The sequence below is a fragment of the Bartonella sp. WD12.1 genome, from assembly GCF_002022415.1.
Classification (GTDB): domain Bacteria; phylum Pseudomonadota; class Alphaproteobacteria; order Rhizobiales; family Rhizobiaceae; genus Bartonella.
The window spans coordinates 199597-217291 of record NZ_MUBG01000001.1; the positions used below are offsets into that span (position 1 = coordinate 199597).

General features: G+C 36.0%; 12 protein-coding genes. 6 read left to right on the forward strand and 6 right to left on the reverse strand.

The annotated features are described in order from the left end of the window. Nucleotide 1: 1 nt before the first annotated feature. A complete protein-coding gene (gene typA, locus BWD121_RS00680) occupies nt 2-1828 on the reverse strand; it encodes a translational GTPase TypA (protein ID WP_078662954.1) in 1827 nt (608 codons plus the stop codon). 287 nt (nt 1829-2115) lie between these two features. Further along, the gene (gene mgtE / locus BWD121_RS00685) at nt 2116-3492 is read right to left on the reverse strand and encodes a magnesium transporter (protein ID WP_078662955.1); all 1377 of its coding nucleotides are present in this window, start codon (nt 3490-3492) and stop codon (nt 2116-2118) included. A gap of 343 nt (nt 3493-3835) precedes the next feature. Here mgtE and BWD121_RS00690 point away from each other — a divergent pair, with 343 nt between their 5' ends. Further along, nucleotides 3836-5860 carry a M3 family metallopeptidase gene (locus tag BWD121_RS00690; RefSeq protein WP_078662956.1) on the forward strand — a complete coding sequence of 675 codons (2025 nt, stop codon included), beginning with the start codon at nt 3836-3838 and terminating at the stop codon, nt 5858-5860. 812 nt (nt 5861-6672) lie between these two features. Here the strand turns inward: BWD121_RS00690 and BWD121_RS00695 are convergent. Next, nucleotides 6673-7929: a lytic murein transglycosylase gene (locus BWD121_RS00695; RefSeq protein WP_078662957.1), complete on the reverse strand. Its 1257-nt coding sequence runs from the start codon at nt 7927-7929 to the stop codon at nt 6673-6675. 269 nt (nt 7930-8198) lie between these two features. On the opposite strand from BWD121_RS00695, the gene galU reads away from it, so the two are divergent. Both galU and BWD121_RS00705 read left to right on the forward strand, forming a co-directional pair. Beyond that, complete coding sequence (gene galU, locus BWD121_RS00700) at nt 8199-9083, forward strand: UTP--glucose-1-phosphate uridylyltransferase GalU (protein WP_078662958.1); 885 nt, start codon at nt 8199-8201, stop codon at nt 9081-9083. 45 nt (nt 9084-9128) lie between these two features. Next, nucleotides 9129-10124, forward strand: coding sequence for a KpsF/GutQ family sugar-phosphate isomerase (locus BWD121_RS00705; protein WP_078662959.1), 996 nt, complete (start codon nt 9129-9131; stop codon nt 10122-10124). Nucleotides 10125-10388: 264 nt separating this feature from the next. On the opposite strand, the gene BWD121_RS00710 is transcribed toward BWD121_RS00705, so the two are convergent. Continuing rightward, complete coding sequence (locus BWD121_RS00710) at nt 10389-10763, reverse strand: hypothetical protein (protein ID WP_078662960.1); 375 nt, start codon at nt 10761-10763, stop codon at nt 10389-10391. A gap of 266 nt (nt 10764-11029) precedes the next feature. Between BWD121_RS00710 and BWD121_RS00715 the strand changes: the two genes are divergently transcribed. The 3 genes from BWD121_RS00715 (at nt 11030) to guaB (ending at nt 16059) form a co-directional block, all read left to right on the forward strand. Then, nucleotides 11030-12442 (forward strand): sigma 54-interacting transcriptional regulator, encoded by a 1413-nt coding sequence (locus BWD121_RS00715; RefSeq protein WP_078662961.1) that lies wholly within the window; start codon nt 11030-11032, stop codon nt 12440-12442. 394 nt (nt 12443-12836) lie between these two features. After that, entirely contained in the window at nt 12837-14408 is a 1572-nt protein-coding gene (locus BWD121_RS00725) for a phospholipase D family protein (protein ID WP_078662963.1), read from the forward strand. A gap of 151 nt (nt 14409-14559) precedes the next feature. Next, the gene (gene guaB / locus BWD121_RS00730; protein WP_078662964.1) at nt 14560-16059 is read left to right on the forward strand and encodes an IMP dehydrogenase; all 1500 of its coding nucleotides are present in this window, start codon (nt 14560-14562) and stop codon (nt 16057-16059) included. Nucleotides 16060-16222: 163 nt separating this feature from the next. Here guaB and BWD121_RS08340 read toward each other — a convergent pair whose 3' ends face one another. Continuing rightward, the gene (locus BWD121_RS08340; protein WP_197684852.1) at nt 16223-16372 is read right to left on the reverse strand and encodes a hypothetical protein; all 150 of its coding nucleotides are present in this window, start codon (nt 16370-16372) and stop codon (nt 16223-16225) included. Between the two features lie 240 nt (nt 16373-16612). Then, entirely contained in the window at nt 16613-17473 is an 861-nt protein-coding gene (locus tag BWD121_RS00735) for a universal stress protein (protein WP_078662965.1), read from the reverse strand. Between the last annotated feature and the right edge of the window lie 222 nt (nt 17474-17695).

The following is a 17695-nucleotide window of genomic DNA, read 5'->3' on the forward strand; positions in this document are numbered from 1 at the left end:
GTCAGGTTGAAATTGGTGAACGTGTTTTTTCAAAGCGCTTGCGTTCATTTGGGTCTAAATAGAGTTTACGTAGACGAATATTTTTAGGGGTCACTTCAACAAGTTCATCATCTTGTATCCACGATAATGCACGTTCTAATGTCATTTTAATTGGAGAGGTCAATTTTACAGCTTCATCTTTACCAGAAGCGCGCATATTGGTTAGCTTTTTTCCTTTTAAAACATTCACTTCTAAATCATTATCGCGTGAATGGATACCAATAATCATGCCTTGATAGACTTTAGCACCAGCATCGATCACCATAGGTCCTCGATCTTCAAGGTTAAAAAGTGCATAAGCAACAGCTTCACCATTATCGTTTGAAATCATCACGCCATTAGTACGGCCATTGATATCACCTTTATAAGGTTCGTAAGAATGGAAGAGGCGATTCATAATCGCTGTACCACGTGTATCGGTTAACAGTTCGGATTGGTAACCAATAAGTCCACGAGTTGGTGCATGAAAGACAAGGCGTACACGATTACCACCAGATGGACGTAATTCAATCATGTCTCCTTTGCGCTCTGACATTTTTTGAACAACAGTTCCGGAATATTCCTCATCAACATCGATCACGACTTCTTCGATTGGTTCAAGAGTTATTCCATTTTCATCCTTCTGCATAACTACACGTGGGCGTGAAACACTGAGCTCGAATCCTTCTCTGCGCATGTTTTCGATCAGTACTGCAAGTTGTAATTCTCCTCGTCCTGAAACATAGAAAGAATCTTTATCGGTTGATTCCTCAATTTTAAGGGCTACATTACCTTCCGCTTCCTTCAACAAACGATCACGGATAACGCGGCTTGTCACTTTATCTCCTTCAGTACCAGCAAGGGGGCTATCGTTCACCAAAAAACTCATGGTCACAGTAGGAGGATCAATGGGTTGAGCAGTGAGTGGTTCATTGATGGTGGGGTCACAGAAAGTATCAGCAACAGTGCCTTTTTGTAGACCAGCAATTGCTACAATATCACCGGCAATGCTTTCTTCAATTGGCTGTCGTTCTAATCCACGAAATGCCAAAATTTTTGAAATACGTCCAGTTTCTAAAAGCGTTCCATTTTGTCCAAGAACCTTAACACTTTGATTGGGTTTAATAGAACCCGAATGAATTCGACCTGTGATGATTCGACCTAAAAACGGATCTGCTTCAAGAATAGTGCCAATCATACGAAATGGTCCTTCCGCTACAGTAGGTTCAGGCACATGGCGGATCACAAGATCAAATAAGGAACTCAGTCCTTGATCTTTTGGTCCTTCAGGAGTTTCAGCCATCCATCCATCGCGACCTGATCCATAAAGAATAGGAAAATCAAGCTGTTCATCAGTTGCATTAAGAGCTACAAAAAGGTCAAAAACTTCATTAATAACTTCATCAGCACGCGCATCAGATCGATCAATTTTATTGATAACAACAATAGGGCGTAATCCTACTTTTAATGCTTTCCCAACGACAAATTTAGTTTGCGGCATAGGGCCTTCAGCTGCATCAACAAGCAAAATTGCTCCATCTACCATATTGAGAATACGCTCGACTTCTCCACCAAAATCAGCGTGACCAGGGGTATCAACAATATTAATTCGGGTATCTTTCCAAACAACCGATGTCGCTTTTGCTAGTATTGTAATACCGCGTTCTTTTTCAATATCATTTGAATCCATCATACGCTCACTGGTGCGCTGATTATCGCGGAAATTTCCTGATTGTTTGAGAAGTTCGTCCACAAGTGTTGTTTTACCATGGTCGACATGGGCAATAATGGCAATATTACGCAATTGCATAAATTTTCTTCTTTTCGTTTAATGAAATTTCATTTGAGGCAAAGTTTTTGTATTTTTAACTTTGCAGTTTGAAGCCTTTTACAGTTTTTTTTATACTTTTGGAAGAGGAGAACTGTTTTTATAGAGAAGTAGTTGAGAAGATTTCTACAATTTTAAGCGAGAATGCCCAAAAACACTTTTTTATAAGATGGGCATTTATATAGCATGTACAAAGAATAAATAACGCAATCTAATTGCGTCATAGAAGGGTTTTAAGGTTGTTTTGGGTATGCTTTTGTCTTCTTATTTTAAAGTAAAATTCCAGATAAAATAAGAGAAGCAACAGAGAAATAGATTACAATACCTGTGACATCTACTAAGGTTGCTACTAAGGGAGCTGAAGCACTTGCTGGATCAAATTTTAAACGTTTAAGAATAAAAGGCAGCATGGAACCAGACAAGGAACCAAATGTAACGATTCCAACCAAAGTTGCACCCACTGTTATAGCAATGAAAATCCAATGTTCACCGTAGTTATAGATGCCCAGTTGTTGCCAGATAACAATGCGCATTATTCCAATAATTCCAAGTAAAAAGCCAAGAGACATTCCTGCTGGGATCTCGCGAAGGATGACTCTCCACCAGTCCTTAAGTGTAAGTTCACGTAAAGCTAATGCACGAAGAATAAGTGATGTTGCTTGTGAGCCAGAGTTTCCTCCTGAACTCATAATAAGGGGAATGAATAGTGTAAGGGTGATAACTTTTTCAATCTCTGCTTCGAAATATTGCATAGCGCTGGCTGTTAACATTTCACCAAGAAAAAGCAACGCCAGCCAGCCACCACGTTTTTTCATCATTCCAAGAAAATTTATCTGCATATATGGTTTATCTAGAGCTTCCATACCCCCAAATTTATAAGCATCTTCACTCATTTCATCAACCATAGTATCAAGCACATCATCAACTGTTACAATGCCAATAACATGGTTACTGTCATCAATAACTGGCACAGAGAGAAGGTCATGGCGCTGGAAAAGGCGAGCAATATCTTCATGGTCTGTAAAAGGTGATATTGTGATAGGTGTATCATGTGTAGAGACATTGAGAATTTGATCATCGGGTGAGGCAAGAATAAGATTTCGTAACGAAACAGCTTTAAGAAGTACACCTGTTTTGGGATCAATGACATAGCTTGTGTAAACTGTTTCACGTGTTCGTTCAACGTCACGAATGTGATCTAGAGTTTTTTTGACAGTCCAATCCGCTGGGATAGCGATAAACTCTGTTGTCATTAATGCACCAGCTGTATGATTAGGATAACTGGTGAGTTTTTTAAGTTCGGTTCGAGTTAAGGGTTTCAACAAGGCGTAAAGCCGTGTACGGGTCTTTCTATCCATTTCTTGAAAAACGTCTGCAGCAGCATCTGCAGACATACCCTCAAGAATTTCAACAGAACGATTAGTAGGTAGAAGTTCAAGAATAGCTGCTGGTTGTTCGAGTTCTGGTTTATCAAAGAGCTCAATAGCATAATCAAGAGGTAAAAGACTAAAAACAGTCACGCGTTCCATAATATCTAGATCGTTGATTATATCAATTGAATCAGCAAAATGACGGTTTTTTAATTCTTCAGCGAGAGTTTCAGGAGAAAGGTTTTTAAAGTCGAAGGTTGTTTTTATTTCAGTCATGGTAAAGCGCCTTCCAAAATTATAAGATTCAGGTATATGGATAGGATCAATCAAAGTGATAGAAAACTTAGAAACATCTCTCTGAATTGTTTTTGAGATTGTGAATATTTTAAATAAAGTCAAGGATAGATCACAGTCTATAAACAATTTCATTTTTCAAATAAATGGAGCTTGTTTGTTTTTATGTATCCTATAATAAAATAGTTTTTTGCTTTTTTATTTTTTCTATCAAAATATAGATTTAAAAATTTGTTTCAGGGCATACTCGATAATTCTTCCAAGATAGTTTGTATGCTGGAAGTAATCATTTTGTTTTAAAGCGTATAGTGGAGGCATAGATATTATGACAAAAACAGCAGTTTTAGATTGGAACGGATTTTCAGGACTTCCCGATTTTGCCTCAATAAGTGACGATGATTTTAAACCCGCTTTTGAACAAGCTCTTAAAGAAGCCGAAAAAGAAGTAGAGGCAATTGCATCTGTGGAAGAACCTCCAACACTTGAGAATTTTTTGCAGCCTTTTGAGCTTTTTGGCAAGGCACTTGATCGTATATGTTCAATATTTTTCTTACGTTCAGGCGCGCATAGCAATGTGTTGATTCAGAAGTTAGAACAAGAATTTACTGTACAACTATCTCGTTATTTTTCGAAAGTTATGATGGATGCGAGGATATTTGTAAAGATGGATACACTGTATATACAGTCGCAGCAGGGTATGTATAACAGTGAAACAAAGCGCGTAATTGAATTATGGTGGAAGAAGTTTATTCGTAACGGTGCAAAACTTGATGCACAAGGTAAGAAACGTCTTGTCGAAATCAATGAAAAACTTGCTCTTTTAGGCACTACTTTTGGTCAACATGTATTAAAAGATGAAGCTGAATGGATTTTGTTTTTAGAACAAACAGATTTGTCTGGTTTATCTGATGATCTTATTGCTTCGATGAAGGAAATTGCTCGCGAAAAAGGTCATGAAGGATTTTATGCATTAACATTAGCACGTTCGATTGTTGAACCTTTTTTAAAGTTATCTAATCGCCGTGATTTGCGTGAAATAGCATTTCAAGCTTGGTCTAAACGTGGTGAAAATAATGATGATAATGATAATCGAGCGATTATTGTAGAAATGATCACGCTTCGGAATGAAAAAGCCAAATTGCTGGGATATGAATCTTTTGCAGATTTAAAACTTGATAATACCATGGCCAAGAGTGTTAATTCAGTTATGAATTTGCTCATGCCTATATGGGAACGAGCAAAAGTTAGGGCTGCTAGTGAACAGACTGAATTACAAAATTTAGCAAAAAATCTAGGAAGCAATGAGCCCTTAGCAGCTTGGGATTGGCGTTATTATGCTGAAAAATTACGTACTGAAAAATTTTCTTTTAATGAAGCTGAGGTTAAACAATATTTTCAGCTAGATCGTATGATTGAAGCGGCTTTTGCAGTGGCAAAGAAGCTCTTTGGAATTTCATTTGAAGAAAAAACAACTGTCGCACTTTGGCATCCTGATGTGCGTTTATGGGAGGTTAAACATTCTGATGGTAGTTTACTTGGGCATTTTATTGGCGATTATTTTGCACGTTCTTCAAAACGATCTGGCGCATGGATGAGTCAGCTGCAGTCACAGCATAAATTGAATGGTGGACAAAAACCGATCATTTATAATATTTGCAATTTTGCAAAGCTTCCTAAAGGGGATGCTGCTCTTTTGTCGCTAGATGATGCACGTACACTTTTTCATGAATTTGGACACGCCTTACATGGTTTGCTTTCTGATGTAACATGGCCATCCGTGGCAGGAACATCGGTTTCGCGTGATTTTGTTGAACTTCCTTCTCAACTTTATGAGCATTGGTTGACTGTACCAGAGGTGCTAAAATCTTATGCTACGCACGTAAAAACAGGTATTCCCATGCCACAAACTTTGCTGGATAAGATTATGTCAGCACAGACATTTAATGCTGGCTTTTGTGCTGTTGAATATATTTCATCGGCTTTAATAGATATCGCTTTTCATAAAGGAGTAGTAGTTTTTGACCCAATATTGTTTGAGTATAAGGAATTAGAAAAGTTAGAAATGCTTGACACAATTATTATGCGCCACCGTCCTCCACATTTTACACATGTGTTTTCAGGTGATAGTTATGCTGCTGGTTATTATTCTTATATGTGGTCGGAAGTGCTCGATGCTGATGCATTTCAAGCTTTTGAGGAAACTGGTGATGTTTTTAATCCAGAACTTGCTGGCCAATTGAAGCGTTTTATTTATTCTTCTGGGGGTAGTTGTGATCCAGAAGAGCTTTATAGATCTTTTCGGGGAAGGTTACCTTCACCAGAAGCGATGATCAAAAAACGGGGGCTGTAAATCATACATAATACAGGGTAGTCCATACTGTATTTTTTTATTCAGGTGTTTCAGGTTATGTGCAAATTTTTAATTTATTATGATAGCGTAATAAAACATTAGATTTGATATTTTAAAAGAGGTTATGGAGAAAGAATTGTCGATTTGACCTTACTTAGTAGTTATTTACGTGACTGCATTTTACCGGGCTCTAATTTATTTGTTGGGTAAGTAGCTGTTTTGTACCATCTCATAAAGAGGGTATTGGTTTTTGGTACTCAAGATTGTAAGCCTAGCTTCTTCTTATAATTTGAATAAAAGGCTTTGTTTGTTAATAAAATCATTTCAAATATAGACAAAATACTCTCCCTATATTTTTAGGATTTTCATATAGAATACGTAAAAATTTATTTTTGTCATTCAAGGGCAGATTAGCTTATTCATATTCATAATTTTTCAGAATTATGAAAAGTTTTTATCAATTTTTGAAAGTTCTTTACTTATAAAAGTCTATTCATTTTGGCTAAATAATTGTTAAGAATGTTATTGGATGTCATTATTAATTTCACTTCACACTTATCACCATAAAATATGCCTAGCTTATTTTTTCAATGAATTTTAAAATATGATTTTTTCCAAAAATGATGATCAATCGAAATGAAACTGGAAGTAGGCATTACAATTTATGGTGATTGTATTTGTTTTTTACATGCGTACACAATTCAAAAAAGTTTTGCATTTTAGTTGAAATTAGCTTTGTTGTTATAAAAGAAAAAGTAAAAAGAAGGTAAATCAAATATATTTGGAAAAATGGTATGAGTATTTATTCTAGATCATTGTTTTCTGAGGAGAGAGAGAACTTTATAACTTGGGTATCCATTAGCTTCTAAGCCATGGCGCAGTTGAAAAGCCTTAATGGCTTGTTTGGAAGCTGTACCAATTTTACCATCAATTTCTCCTTTATAGTCTCCAAGCGCAGCTAAGCGAGATTGCAACTCTAAACGTTCTTGAAAAGTAATAGATTTGAATGGTCGATTCCAATCTTGTGCTAATCCAGGGTGTCCAGCGATACGATTAGCAAGGAGAGCAACGGCGAAGGCATAACGATCTGCATTATTGTAACGTTTAATAACAAAGAAATTTTTTGTTACTAAAAATATAGGTCCTTCTGGCCAATCGGGAAATTTCAATATTGCAAGTTGAGAAGAAGAAGGAAAAGGTTTCCCGTGTGCATGGCGGACACCTAGCTTTGCCCATTGTTCAAAGGAAAGCCAATCTTCAGGGAGTTTTTTTCTATGTGGTAATTTAACTTCAACACCCCAAGAAAGATCAGATTGCCAACCATTCATGTGAAGAAGATTGGCAGCAGTAGCAAGTGCATCTGGAATTGATGTCCAAATATTACAGCGTCCATCTCCGTCCATGTCAACACCATAGGCAAGATAACTCGTTGGGATAAATTGGGTGTGTCCTAATGCGCCGGCCCAAGATCCAATGAGTTGAGAACGATGAATGCCACTGTTTTGTAAAATTTTCATTGCAGCAATAAGTTGTGTGTGTGCATATTTTTTACGTTTCTGGTCTGCGTAAGCTAAAGTTGCAAGTGAACGAATGGCATCATGCATTACATTTTTATTTTGCAAAACTTTTCCATAGCTACTTTCTATAGACCAAATAGCAAGGAGAATATTCCGGTTAACACCGAAACGTTTTTCAATTTTGGAAAGCCATGGTTCCCATTTTTGAGCGTGGTACTGCCCTTCCATAATGGCGATATTATGGACACGATTGTCGAAATAGTTCCATGGAGAATCGATAAATTCTGGTTGATATGCCGCTTTTTTTAAAACCACTGGGTCAATTGCGTCAACAGTTTTAAAAGCCATATCAAATGTAGTTGATGAGATATTGTTGGCTAAAGCTATTTTTTTAAATTCGTTAATCCAGTTTTTAAAATCACGCTCAGTATGTGCAAATGAAAGAAAAGGCGTCGAAAGAGCTAAAAGAGTAGAGATTACACCAATGATAAAGGCTCTGCGATTTATTAATTTCTTTGAAGAAGAAAGTAGACTCAGTGTTATTGGTTTCATCTTTTTGTTACTGCCGATTTTAGAATACTTTAGTATGAAGTAATTTCGTTTTTTGTATTTGGTTTGTAAAGTATACTACCCAATTAAATCGAAAAACTTTGAAAAAGTATTCTGATTATTTAACTATTCGTGTCTTTTATTATAGCTAATTTTTATGATAATCCAACCAAAACAATGAAGAATCTTTTTAGCATTTTAGTAAAACACGGTGATACATTAAATCAGAAAGCTATATAGCAAACGCTATATTTATAATCAGGAGAGTAAGTGTGCGTAAAATCCGGAAGGCAGTATTTCCCGTAGCAGGTCTTGGTACTCGTTTTCTTCCAGCAACGAAAACAGTTCCTAAGGAAATGCTGACTGTTGTTGATAAACCTATTATTCAATATGTTGTAGATGAAGCACGTGAGGCGGGCATTGAGCATCTTATTTTTGTTACTGGACGCAATAAAGCAGTGATTGAAGATTATTTTGATGCTCAAGTTGAATTATATACAGTACTTACTGAACGTGGCAAAAAAGAAGAACTTAAGCATTTACAAGATTTGCAGCCGCAACCTGGCATGACTTCTTTTACTCGGCAGCAACAATCTTTGGGTCTTGGGCATGCTCTCTGGTGTGCACGTGAGTTAGTTGGCAAGGAACCTTTTGCTTTATTATTACCAGATATGTTGATACAGGCTAAAAAGAATTGCCTTTCTGAAATGATCTACCTTTATGAAAAAACGGGTGGAGGAAATATTATTTCTGTTCAAGAATGTAATTTTGAAGACGTTCACAAATATGGTATTGTCGGCAAGGGTAAGCAAATTGCAAACGGCTTTGAAATCACAAAAATGGTAGAGAAACCAGAAAAGGAAATGGCTCCATCTAATTTATACATTAATGGACGTTATATTTTACAACCAGAAATTTTTGATATTCTTTCCAATCAAGAACGAGGGGCAGAAAATGAAATTCAGTTGACAGATGCTATGGTTCGGCTTTCAAATGAGCAAGCTTTTTTTGGTTTCCAGTTAGATGGATATACTTTTGATTGTGGTTCTACAACTGGTTTTATTGAAGCCAATGTTGCGTTTGCTTTAGCGCGTGCTGATATGAATCAGCATGTTTCTGTTTCATTGAAAAACTTACTTGAAACGATAAAAGCTTAAAAATTATATAGATCTCTGTTTTGATTTCATTTATCAAATTTAGTTATGATGATACAGTCTTCTAATATGCTGGCTTTACAAGGTGCAATTACATCGGCACTTAAAACTATTTCTCGTGAGAAACAAGGGCTTGAAGCTCTTGAGAAAGCTCTTTTAAGCCACCTTTCAGATTCTTTTAAAAAAGCTGTTCAGACCATTAGTAATGCTCAGGGTCATGTGGTGATTACTGGTCTTGGTAAGAGTGGTCATATAGGAACAAAAATTGCTGCGACTTTAGCCTCAACGGGGACGCCTGCCTTTTTTGTGCATGCTGCAGAAGCTAATCATGGTGACCTTGGTATGATTAGTTCTGATGATGTTATTCTTGCTTTGTCATGGTCAGGTGAAACTATGGAATTAAGCGGCATTATAAACCATGCTGCGCGTTTCCGTATCCCACTTATTGCAATGACATCTGGCGAGCACTCTGTATTAGGGCGAAAAGCTGATATTGTATTATTATTACCAAAGATAGAAGAGGCTTGTCCTCATGGGCTTGCTCCGACAACTTCTACAGTTATGCAATTGGCAATGGGTGATGCATTAGCTGTTGCTCTTTTAGAAAGGCATGACTTTAGCGCAACAGATTTTAAAATTTATCATCCTGGTGGTTCGCTTGGTGCAAACTTTAAATATGTGCGCGATATTATGCATCAAGGTGATAGTCTTCCTTTGATTATACAGGGTGCACCTATGACTGAAGCTGTAAATATTTTGGTTGAAAAACATTTTGGTTGTGTTGGTGTTATAAACCAAAAAGGTGAATTAATTGGAATTGTAACGGATGGCGATCTTGCGCGTAATATTCACTGTGATTTATCAAAGTTCAATGTTGATGAGGTAATGACAAAGGATCCTAAAATTGTAAACCCAGATACACTCGTTGGTGCTGCGACAGCTTTTATTAATGATCATCAGATTGGTGCTTTTTTTGTCATCGAAGATAAAAAACCCGTAGGGATTGTTCATTTTCATGATCTTTTGCGTGTTGGTGCTGTTTGAGTTAATAGGTGCCGATATCAGGTAAAATTTTTAATGCGCAAGTTAAGGTGAATTTAATAATAACAGAAGCAATTTTAAATATAGAATTACTCCGTTAAGTTATTATTGTTAAAGGGCTGTTGTTTACGTATCTTAAGATTGTATAGCGAGTTTATCAGCCAGATATGTGTAATGTTTACATTAATTTTAAAGCTCTATTAGGAAGGGCAATTACACTTTCTTATGAGTTTATTTTGTAAATTTAAATAAAATTTTGACTTTCATTTAAATTTGACGGTTGAGAAAAAATTGTAATCCAGTACTTGATGTGCAAAAAAGCTGCATTGTGTCATTTGATAATCTACAATCAGCTCTAGATATAGTTCCACGGAGAATTGAGCGTATTTCAATTTCTACATGTTGAGCATTGACGTAATTGTAAGTGCCTTCTGATAATTTTTCTTTTGTATCTGCTGCTCGTGTTTCAAAAGTGCCATTACGGAAAGAAGAAATAATACCGTTTTTATCAATCCATTCACCATCAATTCCAGTTGGTATATTTTCTACGGTCGGGTGTTGCCCATAATGGTGTGGAAGGCTGCAGGCTGCTATCGCCAAAATAGTAATTGTAAGACATAAAATGCGGCAGATATATTGCATTTGTTTCACTCTATTTATTTTATGTTGCTTTTCAATTATTTATAATAAACTTAAGATTATTATTATTAAGTTACTTTATTAATTAATATTGAGGCTTTTGCTGAAAAATAATGAAAAAGCAAAGAATTGGAAAAAATATCTTAATGTTGTTAATTATTGAAATAATAAATTTAACACGCGTGATACAAAAGGTAAAATATTTTTTATGATTTACAATAATTCTCATATTAATATTGTTTAGTAGTCTCAGAGGAGATTATTAAATTATGGTTGGTCCTATTCTTGTTGCGAGTGAAGATCACGGAAAGCGTATAGAGTTTTCTGCTATGCTCCGAGATCTTGGTTATCGTGTCATTGAAGCAGAAAATAGTCTGCGTACGATCGACCTTTTACATAGACGTAAAAATGTCATGCTTGCACTGCTTGATGTTGTTATGAGTGATTTAAGTATAAGTGATTTGATTACGACAATTAGAGCTGCTGGAGTTTCTGTTCCTATTATTGTTATAGCAAAGCAAGATAATCAAGAATCACTTCAAAAAGCTTTAAGAGCTGGAGCTATTGATTATTGGATTTATCCGGTTACACCACTACGATTGAGAATTACATTGAATAATCTTTCACGTACTTCTGCATTAGAGCGTGAAGTTTATTATATTCAACGACGAAATAAAAATTATTTACGATTTTCTGATCTCTATACAAAAAGCAGTGCAATGCAAGTGGTCTTAGAACAATCAAAAAGTGCTGCTATTTCTCCACAGAATCTTTTGATAAAAGGTGAAATAGGAACTGGTCGTGAAACATTAGCACACATTATTCACTGTGAAAGTTTATTCTCAGAAGGGCCTTTTATCCGCTTCCAGTGTTTACCTGTTATTGATCCAGAGCAAGAAAAACACATATGGTTTAAAGAATTTTTACCCCTAGTTTCTTCTCTTGAAAAGGGGACTCTTTGCCTTTGTGATATTGATCGACTTGAGCCCATACAGCAAAAACGTTTTGCACATTATCTAAAAGAGAGAGCAGAGACCACAAAGAATGAAAAGCCTCCTTTTCGCATTATAGCCATATCAACGTCACAACTTGAAGATCTAGTTAAAGATGACGTTTTTTTTCATGGTTTGTTTGAACATTTTTCCCAATTATATATCAATGTTCCTACTTTGCGAGAATTAAGGGATGATCTTCCAGAAATTTCTCAGCGTTTGATTGATCGCATCATTACTGAAACAGGACGATTGCATATACATGGTTTGGCGGGATCAGCTATTTCATTACTTATGCAATATGATTGGCCTGGTAACCATAGTGAACTTGAAAATTTATTATTTCGCGCAGTTTTACTCAGTGAAGGGCCTTTGTTAACTGTTCGCGATTTTCCACAATTAATGGGAAGTTCATTACTTGGTGTTCCAAGTATTATGTATAATCATGTTCAAAAACATTCTGAAAAAACGTCTATACAATTTTTAAATTCTGAAGGACATGTTCGTACCTTTGCGGATATGGAACGCGATATTATTGAAAAAGCAGTTAAACATTATAAAAGACGTATGAGTGAGGTTTCTCGCCGTCTTTGTATAGGGCGTTCTACACTTTATCGTAAAATAGAAGAATACGAGGGTGACAAACAGTCAAAAATAGAAGGAAAATCTATAATAGATTTCCATTCATAAAAATACGGTTTTTAATAGTGGTAATACGAAGACTTCTGTTTTTTTAGAAGTATCATTTGCGATATAACTGACTAAATTTGAAGTAATTTTTCAATCGATGTTTTTATTTTAACTTAATAAATATGAAATTTTATTTGAGGATATTCTCATTAGCTTTATTGCTTAAAGCTTGTGGTATTGAAGTTAAGACTGCATTTACAGATAATAAACAGACATTTCATGTTTTCTTGCGTCGGATACAGAATTTTAGAATCACTGATGTGGTAGGTTATATTTTCAAGCAAATAATAAGATTCTACTTATTATATCAATTGAATGATAAAAACGTTGATTTTGATGTTAGAGCACGTATTTATGAATGTGCAATAGCTTTTAAAGTAGAAAGTGTATCACTTTGATTCTGTTAAATATTATTATCGGATCTATTATCTTTTTTACTACAGCATTTATATTGGCAATTTACGCTTATGGCTGTTTTACCAAAAGTACGATAAAGGAGTATTCTTATGCGTTTAATGTCGAGAAAGATGCGACCAAGCTTGATTGTATAGTGAGTCGATTAGCAAAAGAGACGAATGGATTAGGGGTCGACAAAGATGCTCTTTCACTCATTACTAGCAATTTAGATGCGTTTTGTGTTCGTACAATGGCGGCAGCACAGGCTGAACGCAGTCTTGATCTGATGTATTATATTTGGGACGATGATTTAACAGGGCGTTTGTTACTTAGCGAAGTGGTGGAAGCGGCTGATCGTGGTGTGCGCGTGCGTCTTCTTTTGGATGATATTAATGCTCAGGGGCGTGATCCAGCTTATATTGCGCTTAATAAACATCCTTATATTGAAGTTAGAATGTTTAATCCAGGGCGAGCGCGCAGTGGTGGTTTACGTCGCGGTCTAGAGATTATATTGCGGGCACTTGTTGTAACACGCAGAATGCATAATAAAGCTTTTATTGTAGATGGACGGGTAGCTTTTGTAGGAGGACGCAATATTGCAGATTCTTATTTTGATGCCGGTAAGGAGGCAAGTTTCCGAGATCTAGACCTGATGTTAATTGGTCCATCGGTAAAAAAAGTAGAAACTATCTTTGATGATTTTTGGAATAGTTCTGTAGTTTTACCAATTCATGCTTTAGTAGTTCCAAAAAGTACAAATAACCTTGACGATTGGAAAGATAAGTTGCACAAATTTCGTCACTCCAAAGTCGCAAAAGTTTATTTAGATTATGTCAACAAATATATCAGTTTTGAATATTTTATCCAAACTGGAAAGCGATTATTTCTAGCAGATAAAGTTGAAGTTCTTTCTGATCCTCCAGAAAAAGCATTAGGCAAAAAAGTAGGCAATTGGCTGATGGAGGTACTCTCACAAGTTATTGAAGGTGCAAAAAAAACAGTCCAAATTACATCACCTTATTTTGTTCCTGGTAAAGCAGGCACACAGCATTTGAGCAGTTTGGTGTCAAAAGGTGTTGATGTTAGAATTCTTACTAATTCTTTAGCGGCTACTGATGTGGTGGTGGTGCATAGTGGTTATGCACCTTATCGTAAGGTTTTATTGAAAAGTGGTGTTAAACTTTATGAATTAAAACCAGATGGAGGTTCCCACCGGTTGTGGTTGTTTAGATCAAGTAAAGCAAGTTTACATACAAAAGCTTTTTTAATTGACCATAAAACTGCTTTTATTGGATCTTTAAATTTTGATCCTCGATCAGCTTCATTGAATACAGAAATGGGTATTCTTTTTGAGTGTGCACCAATTACAGCTATGTTGGATTTGCTTTTTTTAGAGGAAACAACAGGTGAAATGAGTTATTGTTTACGTCTTGGGGATAATGATCGTATTTATTGGGATTTTATTGAAAATGAAAAACAATATAGTATTGATTATGAACCAGAAAGCAGTTTTAAGCGTCGCGCATTTGCAAAGATAATGAGTTGGTTGCCAATTGAATCACAATTATAGCTTATACAAGAATATATTAGAAAAAATATTTATTTTTCTTTTCATTTTGTTTGCAACATGGCATAATTCATTGCCAAATTCACAGCGCATAAAAACTACAGCTGCATTTTATATTTATTTGCCAGTGTTTTATTATTAAAGGAATTTGGCTATGACAAAAATTGTTGAAACCAAAACAGGTGTGTTGGCGCTTACCTTTGATGATGTACTTCTACAACCTGGCCATTCGCTTGTTATGCCTAGCCAAGTGGATCTTAAAACACGTATTGCAGCCGATATTGAATTAAATTTGCCTTTACTTTCTGCCGCAATGGATACGGTGACAGAATCGCGTTTAGCAATTGCTATGGCTCAAGCTGGGGGTCTTGGTGTTATTCATCGCAACATGTCTCCTACAGAGCAAGCTGAAGAAGTCCGTCAAGTGAAAAAATTTGAATCCGGTATGGTTGTTAATCCGGTAACAATTGGGCCAGATGCGACACTGGAAGAGGCAAAGAATTTAATGCGCTCTCATGGTATTTCAGGTATTCCTGTTGTTGAAAATGGAGCTAAGGGTGGAATTTCTGGTAAGCTAGTTGGTATTTTAACCAATAGGGATGTGCGCTTTGCATCAGATCCAAAACAAAAAATCCGTGAATTAATGACGCATGAAAATTTAATCACAGTACGTGAAAATGTTCAACTGGATGAAGCGAAGTGTCTTTTACATTATCACCGTATTGAAAAATTATTGGTTGTAGACGAGCAAAATCGCTGTGTTGGTTTAGTAACAGTCAAAGATATTGAAAAAGCACGGTTACATCCGAATGCTACTAAAGATTCTCAAGGTCGTTTACGTGTTGCAGCTGCCAGTGGTGTAGGGGATAATGGGATTGAACGAGCTGAACGATTAGTTGATGCGGGCGTTGATGTATTGGTGATTGATACAGCTCATGGACATTCTCAGCGTGTGTTAGAAACGATTGAACGTATTAAAAAAATGGCGCTTTCTACAACTATTATGGCTGGTAATGTAGCGACTGCGCAAGCAACACAAGCTTTAATTGATAGTGGTGCAGATGCGGTAAAAGTTGGTATCGGGCCTGGCTCTATTTGTACAACGCGGATTGTTTCAGGTGTTGGTGTACCTCAGCTTTCAGCTATTATGGATGCTGTAGAAGTTGCTGATAAAGCAGGGATTCCCATTATTGCTGATGGTGGTATCAAAACTTCAGGTGATTTTGCTAAAGCTTTGGCAGGCGGAGCTTGTGCTGCTATGATTGGCTCTCTTTTAGCTGGTACAGATGAAAGCCCTGGAGAAGTTTATCTTTATCAGGGTCGTTCTTTTAAAGCTTATCGGGGTATGGGGTCTGTCGCTGCTATGGCGAGAGGATCGGCAGATCGTTATTTTCAAGCTGAGGTTCAGGATGAACTTAAACTGGTACCTGAAGGTGTTGAGGGGCAAGTTGCTTATAAAGGTCCTATAGCATCAGTTCTACACCAGCTGGCTGGTGGATTACGTGCTTCAATGGGCTATGTTGGAGCACAAGATTTAGTTGAATTTCGTAAAAAAGCGACATTTGTTCGTATTACGAATGCTGGCCTTTATGAAAGTCATACACATGATGTTTCTATTACGCGGGAAAGCCCAAATTATCGTGGTCCTGTTTGATAACTAAATTTGGCGTTATTGTTATATCAATACCACGCGTTCTTTTGAAAAAATGATATGATATCTATCATTTGTGCGCAGTCCTATGTATTGCGATTCCAAATTTATCGAAAGAAGGAATTGAGTGTTACTATTCCAATTCCTTCTAGCGGTTATCTTAAAATTAGCTTTTCATATTTTTCCGTCCTGCTTTTAATGCACAGTGGCGATCGCTAGCCTGATTATTTTGGGCGGATTTCTTTCTACTATGTGAAGACATTGTATTCTGGTTGCTTTTAGATGCAGCTATTTTCCCATTATTATGAGTATTCATTAATTTTCTCCTTTTTAACTATCTGGCATATGCCAGTATAGAGGAACGGTCATATCAAATAGTAGTTCCGAGAATTTTTGAAAAAGTTCATCTGTGCTTTGTTTGAAATGAGATAAATATAGTGGTGGCAAGAGCTTTTCTAAACAAACAGCGTTTTTTCATAATGTTAACCGTTTAGTTTTCAAAACTATTAGTTAAGTCATTCAGTGTTTATTTTTATTTTCCAAGGTGAAGAGAACTTTATAATTCTCTTGCAATCATAACTGGAATAGGCGCTTTATGGATAATAGTCTGAGTTTTAGAGCCAAATAAAAAATTATACATTTTAGAATGATGAAAAGCTCCCATAACTAGCATATCAAGATGAAGTGTCTGAATGTTCTGAAGAATCATTTGTTCAAGACTGTCCTCTGTTTTAAGTGGTTCAACTTTAATTTGAGCAGATTGTAATCGCTCTAATGTTTCGTTGAAACTGTCTTGCACAGCTTGTGTTTGCAATTCTGCCATACCTAATACAAAGGTTAGGTTATTAAAAAATTTTCGTGTACAAATAAAATCAATGGCTTTCATGATCAAAGGGCCACCGTCAAAAGCTATGAGAACTCTTTGAATTGGGCGAAAATGACGTGAAGCAACGAGAATTGGAAGCTCAGAAGAACGTACAACATTTTCAAAATTGAGCCCTAATCGTTTTTTATCAGGTGCTGTTTGTTCACCACGTTTTCCCATAACAATAAGTGAAGATTGAGTATTATAAGTATTCAATGCATCAATAAGACTGTCATGACGTAGGCGTGTTTCAATTTCAATATGACTCTGAGAATTGAGATAATCTTTCGCTTCTTCCAAAGCTGTTTGTCCAACTTTTTGCGCAAAGAGTGCTTTAGCAAGAGTGGTATCTTGTTGTTTTAAGTCAGATGGATTTAGTGTGTTATTGTCGGCTTGTTGTGTATCTGGTAAGCTAATTTCTTCTTCCGATTTGTCCAAGACGTGCAACAACCGAATTGTTGTTTGCATAGATTTAGCAGCCCATAACGCTAGGTCACATACATGTTTTGCATAAATTGAAGAATCAATAAGAGCGAGTATCGGTTTTGTCATTATATTATGTCCCAATGTTATTGCTTATAGAAGAGATTTATAATCTTCGTTAAGATCTATATTATAGAAATAATAATTCTATCTTTCTTCAGAATAAGATTCTAGCTTACAGTGAGAAGTATTCAGTTTTCAATAATAAATTGGGGAATTATTTTAAGATTATAGCTGAAAATGGAGAAGATCATTTAAAGTTTTTAATTTAATTATTTATTGATAGTATTT